The organism is Flavobacteriales bacterium (assembly GCA_029248105.1).
Classification (GTDB): domain Bacteria; phylum Bacteroidota; class Bacteroidia; order Flavobacteriales; family UBA7312; genus UBA8444.
The window spans coordinates 20067-37150 of record JAQWJZ010000013.1; the positions used below are offsets into that span (position 1 = coordinate 20067).

Below are 17084 nucleotides of genomic sequence, written 5' to 3' on the forward strand. Positions count from 1 at the left end.
TTAGTAAATTTACGTACAAGAAAGTTGATTTTGTCTTAACTCTGTTTAATATTTTTTAACCTACAACTAGTTGATTTTGAGGTGTATATTCATAATATCTTTTCTTTGTTTACACATGTATTCTTATGCTCAATGTGTTGAAGATGAATCTTATTCTTTAAACCCTGAGGGTCCTTATCAAATTGGTGATATTGTTACTGTAGATTATACTTTGGAAAGTTTTTATCAATTGAATACTAATTGGGTAATAGCTTTCCAAGTTAACTTAGGTGAAGGATGGACTAATTTAACCCCTATTTCTACTCCTCTAAATACAAATACAAATAATAATTTAGGTAATGGCTATTGGATATGGGATACGGAAAACACTTACCCTAGTGGACTTGAATTTGGGCCCGGATTTAGGTTTGTTAACAATAGTTGGTATTATTCCTGGTGGACAGGACAGCTAGTTGGAAATCCCAATTGGGGATCGTCTTCAACAGGTCCTTTATCATTTTCTTTTGAAGTTACTGTTAATGAATCTTGTACTCCTGAGGATCTTTTTATCAGTATTAATGTATATGGAGATTGTCAAACAGGGGGTTGGAATAATGGAGATTGTTGCTCTGATACAGCATTAGTAAATTATAACGATTCACTTTTTGTTTATTCAGATTTAAACTCTGGTTCTGATACTTCTTTAATTTATTGTCAAGAATCTAGCGAGTTTAACTTATTCAATTTATTAGGTGATAACGTTCAAAACGATGGCTTTTGGACTCCGTCACTCGCTCAAGGTTATTTAGGCCAGTTTAATCCATCGGTTAATACGCCACAAGAATATGTATATACTGTTTCTGATGATTGCAATAGTGAATCTTCTAGTGTGATTTTAAGTCTAGTTAATTCAGATGCACAGACAACAGTAGAATTTCAATTATGTGACAATGCTTTATCAACAAGCCTTTATAATGTTTTAGGTGTAGACAATACATCTGGAAGTTGGGGAGGCGTTTCTGATTTATCTCAAAGTCAAGCACCAGATTATCTGGGTTTATTTAACCCGCAAGAACAGACATTTGGACTTTATAATTATACTGTTTTAAATAATAATGGTTGTGAATTAAGTTATCTTATTGAAGTATCTCTACTTGAAGAGAATATCAACGTGGGTAATGATTTTGATTTAGAAATGTGTAATGACGATCCAGGTCTTAATTTTTATAATTTAATAGGTAGTCCAGATATAAATGGTATATGGTCTCCTTCTTTAAATGCTGGTTATTTGGGCTATTTTAATCCATCCACGAACCTTTCAGGAGTTTATACGTACAACATCGATGGGGAGTGTGATACGTATCAGTCTCAGGTCAACGTTAGCGTTATTGAAGTTGTACCACCACCTATAATTTCAAACTAAGCTTTATTACTTAACTTAACTAATTACATTATGAAAAATTTTATTCATTTATTACTTACAGTTTTTATATCATTTGCATTTTCAACTATAGCACACGCACAAATTGATACTTTGTGTTTTGGCTCTACATTGGAAAACTATTCAATAACGCCTAATGTTGGCTCTTCATATTCTTGGAGTGTTTCTGGTGGAGGAATAATAGTGGGTTCTTCTGTTGGCACGTCCATTCAGGTGGATTGGTCTAATGCTCCTGTTGGCTTTATAAACAACGCTATTACACTTACTGAAGAACTAAATGGCTGTACAGCTGATCAATTGTTAAGTGTTGAGATTTTGGATAATCCGACGCCTAATTTATCAGCATCAGATCAGTCAATATGCTTAGGAGATTCTGTATTATTATCTGCTGATAGTGGTTACGATACTTATAACTGGTCTCCTTCTTCGATAGTAGGGACTTCATTTTTCTACACACCCAACTCTCTTACTGATAACACCTTTGATTTAGAAGTAATAGGCCAAGGTGGGTGTTCAGCAACTGAAAGTATTCAAATTGAGATTTTTGATCTTCCTACTGTTGAGGTTTCACTTTCTGATAGTGTTATTTGTTTGGGTGAATCAATAACTGTAAGTGCAACCAATGGATTATCATCATATACTTGGTCTAATCCAGCTCTTTCGGGCCAACAAACTACTTTAACTCCTGCTATTGGAGAAACAGATTATAGTGTTACAGTAACGGATGCAAATGGTTGTGTAGCATTAGATGATGTAACTTTAACTATTGATTTAGTTAACCCAGTTGTGTTAACAGTTAATGGTAGCAACACAACGACCATATGTTTAGGTGAAAGCATTTCTTTAGAGGCTACACCAGGCTTAAATGCTTACGAGTGGGCTCCTGCTGTAGTTGTTGGTGATAATGGTATCTATGAGCCTCAGAATACGTCTGAGACCTCATATACTGTCACTTCTACTGATGCTAATGGTTGTCAGTCTGTTGATACTATCAACATTACAATTAACAATTTACCGAATCCAGGTCCAATTATATTTAATTAATCAGAATGCATAGACTGCTTATACTTTTCTTTTTAAAGTTAAGTTTTCTAGGCTATTGTCAAAATCTTCAAATATGTCATAGCGATAGCCTAGTTGATTTTTCTGTTGTACCTAGCTCTTTAACAAATGCTCTTGAATGGGAGTTTATTTTTGGTGATGGTGCAGAAATTATTGATGGACAGTTTTCCGATAGTATAAGTGTAAAGTTCTCAAACCCTGGTGAATATATTCTTCAACTTAGAGAAGTTGCTTCTAATGATTGTTTTACACCTGTAGATTTAAACATATTTGTCAGTCCAAATCCATTAGCAAGTTTTTCTAATGATGGGGTGTGTATATATGATTCAGTTAAATTTTTCAATACTTCTATTGCGAATGATGGCATACAGTCCTCTATTTGGAGAGTTGGTAATGAAGTTTTTGATGACATAGATTTAAATTATAAATTCGATGAGACTGGAGAATATCTAATAGAATTATCTGTAGTAAGTAACTCTGGGTGTTCAGATACAGAATCTTTGATATTTAGTTTGTCAGATAGACCAATGGCTGATTTTTATCATTATCCAGAAAAAATTACTACCCTTGACCCAACTGTTGAGTTTGTAAATATTTCTTCCGAGGGGAGTGTCAGTTGGAGTTTTGGTGATGAGCTTTTTTCTGATGAATGGCAGCCGACACACTATTATCCAGCAGCAGGTTGGTACGATGTTCAATTGACCATAGAAGATGAAAATGGTTGCTTAGACTCTATAACAAAGAGCCTACTCGTTGAAAATGAACTTATTTATTATTTACCTACCTCATTTACACCTGATGGTGATGGTTTGAATGATGACTTTGGTTTAAAAGGATTCAATATCGATAGAATACAAGAATTTTCTCTAGTAATAACTAATAGGTGGGGTGAAGTTATTTTTTCTGTAGATGATATTAGCCAAACATGGAGGGGTGAAAATTTGCTAGGAAATGCTGCTATGACGGGCACCTATTTATGGTCAATTCGTATCAAAGATGAATTGGGAAAGCAAACCAGACATATAGGAGAGGTAACTCTTCTAAGGTAGGCTACCTTAAATCAATAACATCTATGTTAGGATAATCTGCTGTTTTGAATACAAAAAAGTCGTTGCTCATCTCTTTGTTTGTAATAAATGAGTCAATATCGTATTTGTAATGACTTCCTTGTTTGTCAATCATATTAAATGAGCTGATTTGCATCTTAGTTTTGTTGATGAATAGCTCTACTTTCAAAAAAGGACCACTTTCTTTAGGGAATAAATCGATGTGATAATTTTTACTGTCTTCTTTTACAAATTTATATTTGTAGCCTTTCTCATAAATAGTGAAAATTTTAGACGGATTGAGTTCGTTTTCTTCATCGTCAATTTCAGTAATGTTTACTTCCTCTTCCTCTTCTAAAAATATCCAATTCGTTTCCCCGTCACAAATGATAGTTTGTCCTTCCATTTCCAATCTGTACGAATCGTTCTTTAGATATAAAGTCCCTTTTTGAGATTCATTTAAATCTGTCATTGTATTAGAAAACGTGTTGGTAAACTTTGCTTCTATAGATGAGTATGTTCTAGTTTTAGCACTCAATTCATCTAATATTTGTTTGGCTTGTTGGTCTTGCGCAATAAGTAAGCAAGGCAATGTCAATAGTAAAAGGAATAGTTTATTCATTAGTTGGGGTTGTTTAATTGGTTTAATACTTCTTCTAACGCCATTTCATCACGAATTAGTACTTGACGAGCTTTACTTCCTTCAAAAGGCCCTACAATTCTAGCTGTTTCTAACTGGTCAATGATTCTTCCTGCTCTGTTATAACCTAGCTTTAGTTTACGTTGAATAAGAGAGGTAGAACCCGATTGATGTTGCACAACTACTCGGGCAGCTTGTTCAAACATAACGTCTCTATCGTCAAGATCAGCATCGCCTGTACCACCTTCAGCATCTCCTACATATTCAGGCAGTAAAAAGGCTTCAGGATACGCCCTTTGATTGCCAATAAAGTCTGTAATTTTTTCAACTTCAGGCGTATCAATGAAAGCACACTGAAGACGAATAAGGTCACTACCTAAAGATATGAGCATATCTCCACGTCCTATGAGTTGGTCAGCACCTCCTGCATCTAAGATAGTTCTTGAGTCAATTTTAGAAGTTACTCTAAAGGCTACACGAGCTGGGAAATTGGCTTTTATAATACCTGTAATAACATTTACTGATGGACGTTGTGTAGCAACAATTAGATGTATTCCAATAGCTCTTGCCAATTGTGCTAATCGAGCAATAGGTGTTTCAACCTCTTTACCAGCTGTCATTATGAGGTCGGCAAATTCGTCAATGACAAGGACTATATATGGCAAGTATTTATGCCCATCGTTAGGGTTTAGCTTTCTAGCAATAAATTTTTTGTTGTACTCAACGATGTTTCTACATTGTGCATTTTGCAATAAGTCGTAACGTTGATCCATCTCAATACAGAGGGAATTGAGGGTGTTAATTACCTTTTTTGTATCAGTAATGATTGCTTCTTCAGAATCTGGCAATTTGGCCAAAAAGTGTCTTTCTATTTTATTAAAAAGAGTAAGCTCTACTTTCTTTGGGTCAACCAAAACAAACTTGACTTGTGCAGGATGTTTTTTGTATAGTAAAGATGCAAGTATAGCATTTAATCCAACCGATTTACCTTGTCCTGTGGCACCTGCCATTAATAGGTGAGGCATCTTTGCTAAGTCGGCAACAAAGGTTTCGTTAGATATGGTTTTACCAAAGGCTACAGGTAGTTCCATATCAGAATTTTGGAATTTATCTGAGGCTATAACGGCTTTCATAGATACCGTAGTTGGATTTTGGTTTGGCACTTCAATTCCGATAGTTCCTTTTCCAGGGATAGGCGCAATGATACGAATACCTAAAGCGGATAAACTAAGGGCGATATCGTCCTCTAGGTTTTTGATTTTGGAAATACGTACACCAGCTTCAGGAACAATTTCATAAAGCGTAATAGTAGGTCCAATAGTTGCGCTAATGGATGATATACCAATTTTGTAATTGGCCAGTGTTTCCACAATTCTATTTTTATTTGCTTCTAGCTCACTTTTATCAATTTCTATTTTTCCAGAGCCATAGTCATTTAATAGATTTATGGCAGGTATTTTGTAGTTGGACAAATCCAATTTAGGATCGTAATCACCAAGTTCTTCAAGTTTCGTTTTTATATCTTTTTGACTCAATGTATCTTCTTCATTGACATGAACCTCTATGCCTAAATCATGATCTTCGGTTTCTTTATTTTCTGTTTTAGTAACAATTTCTTTTTCAGAAGGGCTAGGGGTTTCTAATATTGTTTCGGTAGGTATTTCTATAGTAGGCTCTTCAAAAGTGCTGATAGTAATTTCTTCAGAACTTAAATCATCAATACCGTTTTCTTCTTCAGGAATTTCGATATTTTCAGTTGTTTGATTTGATTTAAACTTTGGGTTAAAACGTATAATGATAAAAGTCAAAAGAGAAAGAAAAATGACAAAGCCACTTCCTACTTTACCGATTCGTAATGCTAGAAATTCATTCATTTCACTACCAAATACTCCTCCAAGAATAGAAGGGGAGCTGAAAAAGGCAAAAAATAGAGAAATCCAAACAATTGCCAGTAATCCTATTGAAAACCCTTTTTTAATAGAAAATAAAGTTTTATCAAATACAAGTGACAAACCCCAATTGAAAAATAGTAGGGGAATTAAAAATGAAGAAATACCAAAATAATGGTATAAAAATAGGTGTGATATTCTGTGACCAAACACGCCACCAAAATTTCTGATTTCATCTGTCAGTTTACCTATTTTATCTTGGTCAATATTGCCGTTAAATACATAAGAAACAAAAACGATGAATAGATATAGAGAGAAAAATAAGAATACAAAACCAATTATCTTTTTTGTTCTTTCATCTTCAATTTTTAGTTTTTGAGCTAAGCGTTTAAAGATATTTTCTTTTTTAGTTTTCTTTTTTTTCATTCAATGAAATTCTACCAATTTAAATTTTCTTTTTTGAGAAAGGAGCTAATTCCTTTTTTGCAATCGTCATTTTTTCTGGCTTTGGCATTTTCTTGGACAGCATACTCAAGACCATCATCTAACGACATATATTGCAGTTTTGATATAAGCTGTTTTGTATGCTCTAAAGATTGTTCAGAAGTATGCTCACACAATTTGCTTGCTAGTTTCAATACAGTGGTATTGAGTTTTGATTTTTCAACAGCTTGATTTATCAATCCTATACTTACGGCTTCTGTTGCACTAATGATTTTACCGCTTAGCAGTAGTTCTTTAGTTTTTCCCTCGCCAATTTTACGTAAAAGAAACACGCTGACAATAGCAGGTATAAAGCCAATTTTCACTTCAGAATAGCCGAATTTAGCATCTTCCGAGGCAATAGAGAAGTCACAAACACTAGCCAATCCGCAACCGCCGGCTATGGCATGACCTTGAATGTTGGCTATTACAACCTTCTTAAGAGTATAAATTTGCTTAAATAACTGCATTAAATTGTTAGAGTCGGCAACATTTTCTTCGTCCGAAAAAGATTGCAAAGATTGCAAGTATTTCAAATCAGCCCCAGCGCAAAACGCTTCGCCTTCAGCTTCCAAAACGATAACTTTACATTTTTCGTCGTTTTCGGCAGTATCAAAAGCCGATTTTAAACCTGTTATAAGCTGTGGATTGAGAGCATTTCTTTTTTCTGCCCTCATCAAAGTGATAAAGCCAATTCTATTTTCACAACGGTATGCTACAAATTTATCTTTCATTTTTTTTGAAATACTCTTCAAATATATTCAAATTTATGTGTGCAAATAATATCATCTTTAAGATTTTATTAAACCCTAAAGTATAGTTAAATTTGCCATTCATTGAAAAAAGATGATAGCACTTAATTTACATAACGAAACGAGTCAATTGGAGGTTGTTATTCTTGGTTTGCCCGATAGCTTTGGTGGTACGCCAAAAATTGAGGATTGCTATGACCCGAAGTCTAAAGAGCATGTTTTGAATGGCACTTTTCCTACTCAAGAAAATGTTATTAACGAAATGAATGCTGTCAAAACTATTTTTTTGAAGTACGGTGTCGAAGTTTTACGACCAAATAATATAGAAGGATTAAATCAAATTTTTTCAAGAGATATAGGATTTGTTATTGGCGACAGTTTCATTATTCCAAATATTATTGAAGATAGAAAACAAGAAATTTTAGCAATAGATACATTGCTAGAGAAAATTAGTTCCAACAAAATCATCTCTATGCCAGAAGGTGCTAGAGTTGAAGGTGGAGATGTGATGTTATGTGGCGACTATGTATTTATCGGTTATTCAAAGGAAGAAGATTTTAATAAATATCAAGTAGCAAGAACCAATAAGGCAGCTATTGACTTTTTACAATCGGCGTTTCCTAATAAAAAAGTAAGAGGCTTTGAGTTAAAAAAGTCAGACTCTAACCCTAAAGATAATGCCTTACACCTAGATTGTTGTTTCCAACCAATAGGAGAACAATCGGCTATAATGTATGCAGGTGGTTTTAAAAATACTTCAGATGTTGATTTTTTAGTTAATCACTTTGGCGAAGAAAATATCATTTTCATTACTCGAGAAGAAATGTATGAGATGAATTCTAATGTATTTTCTATATCTCCTAAAGTTATACTTTCAGAAAAAGGATTTGTAAGATTAAATAATGAATTAAAAAACAAAGGATTCACTGTAGAAGAAGTACCTTACGCCGAAATTGCTAAAATGGAAGGTTTGTTACGTTGCTCTACATTACCATTAAGAAGAAAATGAGTCAGATTACTAAACACATATTAATGATACAACCCGTTAGCTTTCGCTTTAACGAACAAACGGCTGTAAACAATTATTATCAAAAAGTATTGGACGGTCTATCACCTGAAGCTACACAACAGCAGGCCTTAGCGGAGTTCAACAGTTTTGTAGAGAAATTAAGGGCTAAGGGAGTCAATGTTATAGTTGTTGAGGATACTAAAGAACCAGATACCCCAGACTCTATTTTTCCGAACAATTGGGTGTCCTTTCACAATGATGGTGACGTAGGATTATATCCTATGTGTGCAGAAAATAGACGTACAGAGAGAAGAGAAGACATCTTTGATATTCTAGTTGATGATTATGGTTTTCATATTGAAGAAATTCATGACTTTACTGAATTTGAAGAATACGATAGGTATTTAGAAGGGACAGGAAGTATGATATTGGATAGAGAAAACAAGTACTGTTATGCCGCTATCTCAGAACGAACTGACGAACAAGCAGTCATTCAATTTTGTGATGTTTTCGGCTATAAACCCGTTTGTTTTACTGCAAATCAAGATGTAAACGGTGAACGTTTAGCTATCTACCACACCAATGTAATGATGTGTGTAGCCGATAATTTTGCTGTTATTTGCTTAGATACTATTGATGAATTGGAAGAACGCACTCATATTATTGAGATATTGGAAGAAACAAACAAAGAAATAATAGAAATTTCAGAAGATCAAAAACAACATTTTGCAGGAAATATGTTACAGCTAATGGGAGATAAGCCATATCTGGTGATGTCTGATTCAGCGTATAATAGTTTGACTCAAGAGCAGATTTCTCAGATAGAAAATCATTGTCCCATTATTCATAGTTCCTTAGATACCATAGAAGCATGTGGAGGTGGTAGTGCACGATGTATGATGGCCGAAATATTTTTACCTCAAGCCTAATGATAGATCAAGAATTACATAAAGCAGTAGAATTGGCTTTAAAAGAGCTATTTCAAGCAGAAGTACAATCTTTTCAATTTCAGAAAACTAGAAAAGAATTTGAAGGAGATATCACTTTAGTGGTTTTCCCTCTAACGAGGTTTTTCAAAAAAAGCCCTGAGCAAACAGGTGAAGTACTCGGACAATATCTAAAAGATAATGTTTCTCTCGTATCAGATTATAATACCGTTAAAGGATTTTTGAATCTAAGCATTGATAATTCCTATTGGTTATCGCAATTTCAAACGGCTTTTGATACGGATAATTTCGGTTGTATAGAGACTTCTGAGGATTCAGCAAATCACCTAGTTGAATTTTCTTCCCCTAACACCAATAAGCCTCTGCATTTGGGACACATCAGAAATATCCTTTTAGGAGCATCTGTTTCAGAAATATTAAAAGCGGCTGGTAAAAAGGTCAAGAAGGTACAAATCATCAATGATAGAGGTATTCATATCTGTAAATCTATGATTGCTTGGCTGGAGTTTGGTAATGGAGAAACACCACAGTCAACTCAGATGAAAGGCGACCATTTTGTAGGTAAGTATTATGTCATTTTTGACAAACACTACCGTACTGAACAAGCTCAATTGGTGGAAAGTGGCATGTCAAAAGAAGAGGCTGAAAAAGAAGCACCTCTCTTCAAAAAAGCTCAAGATTTGTTGCGTAGATGGGAGGCAAAAGATGCTGAAGTTATAGCACTTTGGGAAAAAATGAATAATTGGGTGTACGATGGTTTTTCATACACTTACGACAGAATGGGTGTTGACTTTGATAAAAACTATTACGAAAGTGACACTTATCTTCTTGGTAAAGCTGTCATTCAAGAAGGATTAGATAAAGGCACTTTTTTCAAGAAAGATGACGGTTCTGTATGGATTGATTTGACTGCCGATGGATTGGACGAGAAAATTCTATTACGTTCAGACGGAACAGCTGTCTATATGACTCAAGATATTGGTACTGCTATACAAAGGCATCAAGATTTTGATTTTTCTCACATGGCTTATACAGTAGGTAACGAACAGGATTATCATTTTAAAGTATTGTTTTTAATCTTGGATAAGTTAGGTTACGATTGGGCTAAAAACTGTTATCATTTATCCTACGGAATGGTAGATTTGCCTTCTGGAAAGATGAAGTCTAGAGAGGGCACAGTTGTTGATGCCGATGACTTGATGCAAGAAATGGTAGACTCTGCCAAAACCATAGCTCAAGATTTAGGTAAGCTAGACGGCATGGAAGAAAAGGAGTCTAATATCCTTTATGAAAATATTGGTATGGGAGCCTTAAAATATTTTATGCTTAAGGTTGACCCTAAGAAACGTATGTTATTCGATCCAGAAGAATCTATTGATTTCAACGGTAATACCGGACCATTTATTCAATATACCCATGCACGTATTCAAACCATGGTTAAGAAATATAACAAAGAGATTCAGTTTACTATAAATGGATTGGATTTACTAGAGAAAGAGCGTACACTTATAAAGCAGATTAATGATTTCCCAACGGTTATTCAGGAGGCAGCAAATTCATACAGTCCGGCTTTAGTGGCAAATTATATTTATGATTTAGTTAAAGAATTCAACGGTTTTTATCAGAATGTTCCTATTTTGATTGGCGAAGATAAAAACCAAGTAGCATTTAGAATTGCGCTTTGCCAAATGGTAGCAAGAGTAAGTAAAACAGGTATGAAATTATTAGGGGTAAATGTACCCGATAGAATGTAAAAGATATGTTTGAAAATTTATCAGAAAAATTAGAAAAAGCCTTTAAAGTCCTCAAAGGACAGGGTAGTATATCGGAGATTAATGTAGCGCAGACTATGAAAGAAATCCGTAAAGCCTTATTGGCTGCCGATGTGGATTTCAAAACAGCTAAGCAATTCACTGCTACAGTGAAAGAAAAAGCCATTGGTCAGCAAGTACTTACGGCTGTTGAGCCTGGTCAATTGCTTACCAAAATAATGCGTGACGAGTTAGCCGAATTAATGGGTAGTTCTAAATCAGATATCAACCTAGATGGTAGTCCGACCGTTATTTTGATAGCAGGACTGCAAGGTTCAGGTAAAACCACTTTTACTGGTAAGTTGGCACTGCATTTAAAAGACAAACACAATAAAAAACCTCTCTTAGTTGCCTGTGACGTTTATCGTCCTGCGGCTATTGATCAGTTAGGGGTATTGGGTGAGCAAGTAGGTACTGAGGTTTATAAAGAAACAGAAAATAAAAATCCAGTAGAAATTGCTCAAAATGCTATTAAGTACGCCAAGTCAAATAATCACAATGTAGTTATTGTGGATACGGCTGGTCGTTTGGCTATTGATAAGCAAATGATGAACGAGATAGCTTCTGTAAAGTCAGCAATTAATCCCAACGAAATATTATTTGTAGTAGATTCAATGACTGGTCAAGATGCAGTCAATACAGCTAAAGCCTTTAATGAGAAATTAAATTTTGATGGCGTTGTACTGACTAAGCTAGACGGTGATACTCGAGGTGGTGCTGCACTTACTATCCGTTCGGTAGTAGATAAGCCAATTAAGTTTATTGGTACGAGTGAAAAAATGGACGGTTTGGATGTGTTCCACCCTGATAGAATGGCTAGTCGTATTTTAGGCATGGGTGATGTTATTTCTTTGGTGGAAAGAGCACAGCAACAATTCGATGAAGATGAAGCCCGTAAGATGCAAAAGAAAATTGCCAAGAACCAATTCGGTTTTGACGACTTTCTCAAGCAAATACAGCAAATAAAGAAGATGGGTAATATGAAGGATTTGATGGGTATGATACCAGGAATGGGTAAAGCCTTGAAGGGTGTTGATATTGACGATGATGCTTTTAAAGGAATAGAGGCTATGATTAAGTCTATGACATTAGAAGAACGTAGCAATCCTAAAATTTTGAATGGTAGCCGAAGAAAGAGAATAGCTAATGGTAGTGGTACTTCTATTCAAGATGTCAATCAGCTTATTAAGCAGTTTGGACAAATGGGTAAAATGATGAAGATGATGCAGGGTGGTGGCGCCAAGCAAATGATGCAAATGATGAAGAATAAGGGCGGTATGCCTAGAATGTAATGCTTATGCAAATATTAGATGGTAAACAAACATCCTTAGATATTCAGCAAGAAATTGCTGAAGAGGTTAAGGTTTTGGTTGAAGAGGGTAAAAAGAAACCTCATTTAGCGGCTATTTTAGTTGGTAATAATGGGGCTAGCGAGACTTATGTAGGAGCAAAAGTTAAGGCTTGTGAAAGGGTAGGTTTTGACTCTACCTTGCTACGATTCGATGAAAGTATTACCGAAGAAGAATTAGTATTACAAGTACAAAAGATAAATGAAGATTCCAATATTGATGGATTAATCGTCCAACTGCCTTTACCATCTCACATCGATGAAATGACTATTACTGAAACCATATTACCATCTAAGGATGTCGATGGTTTTCATCCTCAAAACATCGGTAAGATGGCTTTGAACTTACCAACATTTTTACCAGCTACACCAGCAGGTATTGTCGAATTGATAAAGCGTTACGAAATACACACTGAAGGTAAGCACTGTGTTGTAGTTGGGCGTAGTCATATTGTTGGTTCACCGATGAGTATTCTTATGGCAAGAAACAGTTACCCTGGTAATTGTACAGTGACTTTGACTCATAGCCGCACGACCAATCTCAAAGAAATTTGCCTAACTGCCGATATTCTTATTGTCGCTTTAGGTCGTGCCGAATTCATTACTGCAGATATGGTCAAAGATGGTGCAACAGTGATAGATGTAGGTATTAGTAGAGTGAAATCTGATAAGACAAAAAGTGGTTGGAAGTTAAAAGGCGATGTTAATTTTGATGATGTAGCATCTAAAAGCGAATACATAACACCTGTTCCTGGTGGAGTAGGCCCTATGACTATTGCTATGCTCTTAAAAAACACATTGCAAGCTGTTAAAGGATTCAATTAATGAACAAAACTCAAGATACATTAGTTGCTCAGGGGCTTATGTTGCCTCTTATGGAGGCTTTTTACACCATTCAAGGCGAGGGTTTTCATACGGGCAAATCGGCTTTTTTTCTAAGGATAGGAGGGTGCGATGTGGGTTGCCATTGGTGTGATGTTAAAGAAAGTTGGGACGCTGAGTTACATCCACCAACATCTTTGGAGAATATGCTCGATCAGATCCTTATTCACCCTTCAAAAACGGTGGTAGTAACAGGTGGAGAACCTTTGATGTGGAATATGCAACCCCTTACTGATAGTCTTCATAATAAGGGAATAAGCGTACATATAGAAACTTCTGGTGCTTATCCACTAACGGGTGATTTCGATTGGATTTGTTTGTCACCTAAAAAGAATAATCCTCCCCAAGAAACAATAATTCCTAAAGCTCACGAGTTAAAGGTTATAATACACAATAGAGACGATTTCAAATGGGCGGAACAATTTGCTAGTAAATGCTCTTCTTCATGTAAGCTATACTTACAGCCCGAGTGGAGCAAAGCCCAAGAAATGATGCCTAAAATAGTAGATTACGTGATGAATAACCCCCAATGGAATATATCTTTACAGACGCATAAGTATATGAATATCCCATAATCTTAAACCCCCTTGAAATGAAAAACATCCTTATTCTTTTATTATTTCCCTTTATTCTGTTTTCGCAAAATACGCCCAAAGCAAAAAAAGCCTATGTAAAAGCGGTGGAGCTTTTTGAAGTCAGTAACGATAAAAAAGCCAAAGACCTTTTAATGTCTGCTATTCGACACGATAATAATTATTTGCCAACCTATTTGTTGTTGGGGCAGATAGAAGAAGAACAAGGAAATATACAATTGGCAATAGATAATTATTTAAAAGGCTTATCCGATAATAACCCTGATAATGCATGGGGTTATTGGAAGGTAGGAATGTTGTACATGCAAAAGCCCGATTATGTGGAAGCTAAAAGAGCTTTCACCCACTTTTTGACTTTTAAATACCAACGTTCAGAAAAGGTGGAGTCAGCTAGGAAAGAGCTTAAAAATTGTGAATTTTCTATCGATGCGATGGCTAATCCTAAACCCTTTGACTTTAAAAATATGGGCGAAGGAGTAAATTCTGAATGGGAAGAGTATTTGCCTAGTGTTTCTGCCGATGGTAAATTATTTGTTATTACCCGTAGAGGACCCTACCAAAACGGTATAGTGTCGGAAGATTTTTTTCAAAGTGTGTACAAAGATGGTAAATGGAGCATGGCTCAAAATTTGGGACCATCTGTCAATACTATGGGCAACGAAGGGGCTCAATGCCTATCTCCTAATGGTAAAGTGTTATTTTTTACAGCCTGTGATAGAAAAGATGGACTGGGACGTTGTGATATTTATATCAGTGTCAAGAGAAATGGGCAGTGGTCAGAAGCTAGAAATATAGGACCTAGCATCAACACTAAACATTGGGAATCACAACCTACCATATCTCCTGATGGCAGAGAGCTCTATTTTGTGAGTAACAGACCGGAGGGTTATGGCGGTATGGACATCTGGAAAAGTGTATTAACCGAAAAAGGGACTTTTTCAGAGCCTGTAAATTTAGGCTCTACCATAAATACCTCTTACGATGAAATGTCACCCTTTATTCATACCGATAATCAAACTTTATATTTTGCTTCTAAAGGACATCCAGGCTTGGGTGATTTCGACTTGTTTTTGAGTAGAAGGGACTATCCATCAGCATCTTGGCAATACCCTATTAACTTAGGTTATCCTATTAACACACACGGCATAGAAAACAGTTTAATTGTAGGTTCTGATGGCAAAACCGCCTATTTCGCATCCGATAAATCGGGTTATGGAAAAGAAGATATCTTTTGGTTTCATTTGCCACAAGAAATGCAATCTCAGCAAGTGGCTTATCTCAATACCAATGTGTATGATGCTGAAACAAAAACACCTATGAAATCTAGTGTAGAGATTATTGACCTTGCAACAGGAAAGGTCATGATATCTTCATTTACATATACCAAGACGGGTGAATTTTTTACCTGTTTGCCTGCAAATGCCAATTATGCCGTTAATGTTTCTAAGGAGGGCTATTTATTCCATTCTGAAAACTTTGCTTTAGATGAGCAGAGTGCTTTACAAGCCTTGGAGTTAGATATTCCCTTGCAAAGGCTAAATAAGGGAAGTAAGATTGTATTAAATAATATTTTCTTTGATACCGATGCCTACAGTCTTAAAGATGAATCGGAGGTTGAATTAAACACACTTGTTAATTTTATGCGCAACAATGCTATGCTTAAAGTTGAGATTGAGGGGCATACCGATAATGTTGGTACAGAAACACATAATACTATGCTTTCTACAAATAGAGCCAAAGCAGTCTATGATTTTCTAGTAGATAATGGTATAGATGCTAACAGAATGACCTACAAGGGTTTTGGTGCTAGTCAACCTATTGCTACTAACGATACCGAAAAGGGTAGAGCCACCAACAGACGCACTGCTTTTAGGGTGAAGTAAGTTTACTTTTTTGGTCCGATTATGTAATAATTGGTGGTTATTAAAAAGTTTCTCACATACGGAATTGAAGATATGAGTTTATTGGCTATTCGTGGTTTCAATCCGAATTTTATCTCATAGTTAGGATTTATAAAATACAATGTCCTACTCAAGACATTGTATCCTGTTTTTTTGAGAATACGTTCAAAACGTTCAATAGTAATCCCTGTTTCTTTAATTTCTACTAGATTTTTTATGCGAACAGGACTTTCGCCAAATGCTTTCAAAACCACTTTGTAAAGAACTGTAGGTAAAAGGTGAAAGTAAGGCAGTTTGGAAAGAATTTTGCTTTCACACATTTGCTGATGACCACCAAAAGGATTATGCCAAGGAGGGAGGCCTAGAAAAAACAAGCCATCTTTTTTAAGTAAGGGTTTTACAAACTGCAAAAACTTTTCTTGATCGTGAATATGTTCCAAGACATCTCTAGTGATGATGACATCAAACAGACCAAGTTCGGAGGGCTTAATATTGTATATGTCGGAATGAATAAATTCAATAGTTTTAGTATCGCTCAGCTCAAAGTAATATTTTTTAGCGTTTTCAATCTTACCTATTGATAAATCTACACCAACAATTTTTTTAAAACCTTTAGATTCAAAAAAAGGCAGCAAATTTCCACCTTCTCCACACCCTATTTCAAGAACGGATAAGTTCCTGCTTTTGGATTTAAATCGATTTATTAATGGAAAGACGTACTTGCTTGAAGTCGTCCCTTGTTCATTGAAGTATTGTTTTCTTAGTTTATGTCTTTCTTGCATTTAGATGTGAGTTTTTTTGGCTTGTTTGAATTCTATAGAGGCGGTAGTGGTGCAGGGACTAGGTTTTCTACTGGCTCTAAGGATTGTAAGTAATTGAAAATGGCTTTTATTTCTTTATCGTTTAAGCTCTTATAACCCATTCATGGCATAGGAGGTAATAAGAAACGTCCATTTTCTAGACCTTTGCTTTTGCCTTCTTTCATAGCTTTGGTAAATTGTTCAATAGTCCAACTTCCTAAACCTGTTTCGTGTGGTGTTAAATTGGAGGCAAAAGAAGTACCCCACGGACCTACGGCTGCTGTGCCAATTCCGTTAAACAGTATCCAATTACCAGAATTAGGCAAGCTTGGGTCATATTCCGATAAAGACATATTTTGTGGGTGACCAGAAAGCAAAAGCTTTTCATCGGGGATAGGACCAAATTCAGTCATTTTCTTAGGAGAATGGCAGTCGTTACACCCTAGAGCAGTTACTAGTCGTTTGCCTTCTTCAACGCTCGTTGAACATGTCTCCTTATCT

General features: G+C 35.6%; 15 protein-coding genes. 10 read left to right on the forward strand and 5 right to left on the reverse strand.

Annotation, left to right across the window (positions count from 1 at the left end):
* Positions 1-115 precede the first annotated feature (115 nt).
* The 3 genes from P8I29_02585 to P8I29_02595 are packed head-to-tail and all read left to right on the forward strand — an operon-like array spanning position 116 to position 3531.
* Positions 116-1402, forward strand: coding sequence for a hypothetical protein (locus P8I29_02585; protein MDG1916684.1), 1287 nt, complete (start codon positions 116-118; stop codon positions 1400-1402).
* Positions 1403-1432: 30 nt separating this feature from the next.
* Positions 1433-2464, forward strand: coding sequence for a hypothetical protein (locus P8I29_02590; protein MDG1916685.1), 1032 nt, complete (start codon positions 1433-1435; stop codon positions 2462-2464).
* 5 nt (positions 2465-2469) lie between these two features.
* Positions 2470-3531 carry a PKD domain-containing protein gene (locus tag P8I29_02595; GenBank protein MDG1916686.1) on the forward strand — a complete coding sequence of 354 codons (1062 nt, stop codon included), beginning with the start codon at positions 2470-2472 and terminating at the stop codon, positions 3529-3531.
* A 1-nt stretch (position 3532) separates the two neighbouring features.
* Here the strand turns inward: P8I29_02595 and P8I29_02600 are convergent, their stop codons facing one another.
* The 3 genes from P8I29_02600 to P8I29_02610 are packed head-to-tail and all read right to left on the reverse strand — an operon-like array spanning position 3533 to position 7274.
* The gene (locus P8I29_02600; protein MDG1916687.1) at positions 3533-4150 is read right to left on the reverse strand and encodes an outer membrane lipoprotein carrier protein LolA; all 618 of its coding nucleotides are present in this window, start codon (positions 4148-4150) and stop codon (positions 3533-3535) included.
* Positions 4150-6483, reverse strand: a complete 2334-nt coding sequence (locus P8I29_02605; protein ID MDG1916688.1) for a DNA translocase FtsK — start codon at positions 6481-6483, stop codon at positions 4150-4152. Before P8I29_02605 ends, P8I29_02600 begins: the two co-directional genes overlap by 1 nt.
* Positions 6484-6494: 11 nt before the next feature.
* A complete protein-coding gene (locus P8I29_02610) occupies positions 6495-7274 on the reverse strand; it encodes an enoyl-CoA hydratase-related protein (GenBank protein ID MDG1916689.1) in 780 nt (259 codons plus the stop codon).
* 112 nt (positions 7275-7386) lie between these two features.
* On the opposite strand from P8I29_02610, the gene P8I29_02615 reads away from it, so the two are divergent.
* The 7 genes from P8I29_02615 to P8I29_02645 are packed head-to-tail and all read left to right on the forward strand — an operon-like array spanning position 7387 to position 15765.
* Positions 7387-8301 (forward strand): arginine deiminase family protein, encoded by a 915-nt coding sequence (locus tag P8I29_02615; GenBank protein ID MDG1916690.1) that lies wholly within the window; start codon positions 7387-7389, stop codon positions 8299-8301.
* Positions 8298-9230, forward strand: a complete 933-nt coding sequence (locus P8I29_02620; protein ID MDG1916691.1) for an arginine deiminase-related protein — start codon at positions 8298-8300, stop codon at positions 9228-9230. Before P8I29_02615 ends, P8I29_02620 begins: the two co-directional genes overlap by 4 nt.
* Positions 9230-11002 carry an arginine--tRNA ligase gene (gene argS / locus P8I29_02625; protein ID MDG1916692.1) on the forward strand — a complete coding sequence of 591 codons (1773 nt, stop codon included), beginning with the start codon at positions 9230-9232 and terminating at the stop codon, positions 11000-11002. Before P8I29_02620 ends, argS begins: the two co-directional genes overlap by 1 nt.
* A gap of 5 nt (positions 11003-11007) precedes the next feature.
* Positions 11008-12351 (forward strand): signal recognition particle protein, encoded by a 1344-nt coding sequence (gene ffh, locus P8I29_02630; protein ID MDG1916693.1) that lies wholly within the window; start codon positions 11008-11010, stop codon positions 12349-12351.
* Between the two features lie 5 nt (positions 12352-12356).
* Positions 12357-13232: a tetrahydrofolate dehydrogenase/cyclohydrolase catalytic domain-containing protein gene (locus P8I29_02635; GenBank protein MDG1916694.1), complete on the forward strand. Its 876-nt coding sequence runs from the start codon at positions 12357-12359 to the stop codon at positions 13230-13232.
* Complete coding sequence (locus P8I29_02640) at positions 13232-13864, forward strand: 7-carboxy-7-deazaguanine synthase QueE (GenBank protein ID MDG1916695.1); 633 nt, start codon at positions 13232-13234, stop codon at positions 13862-13864. Before P8I29_02635 ends, P8I29_02640 begins: the two co-directional genes overlap by 1 nt.
* A gap of 17 nt (positions 13865-13881) precedes the next feature.
* Positions 13882-15765, forward strand: a complete 1884-nt coding sequence (locus tag P8I29_02645) for an OmpA family protein (GenBank protein MDG1916696.1) — start codon at positions 13882-13884, stop codon at positions 15763-15765.
* 2 nt (positions 15766-15767) lie between these two features.
* Here the strand turns inward: P8I29_02645 and P8I29_02650 are convergent, their stop codons facing one another.
* Together P8I29_02650 and P8I29_02655 are read right to left on the reverse strand one after the other, a co-directional pair.
* Positions 15768-16565, reverse strand: coding sequence for a class I SAM-dependent methyltransferase (locus P8I29_02650; GenBank protein MDG1916697.1), 798 nt, complete (start codon positions 16563-16565; stop codon positions 15768-15770).
* 140 nt (positions 16566-16705) lie between these two features.
* On the reverse strand, positions 16706-17084 hold a 379-nt coding region (locus P8I29_02655; protein ID MDG1916698.1), incomplete at its 5' end, for a diheme cytochrome c-553.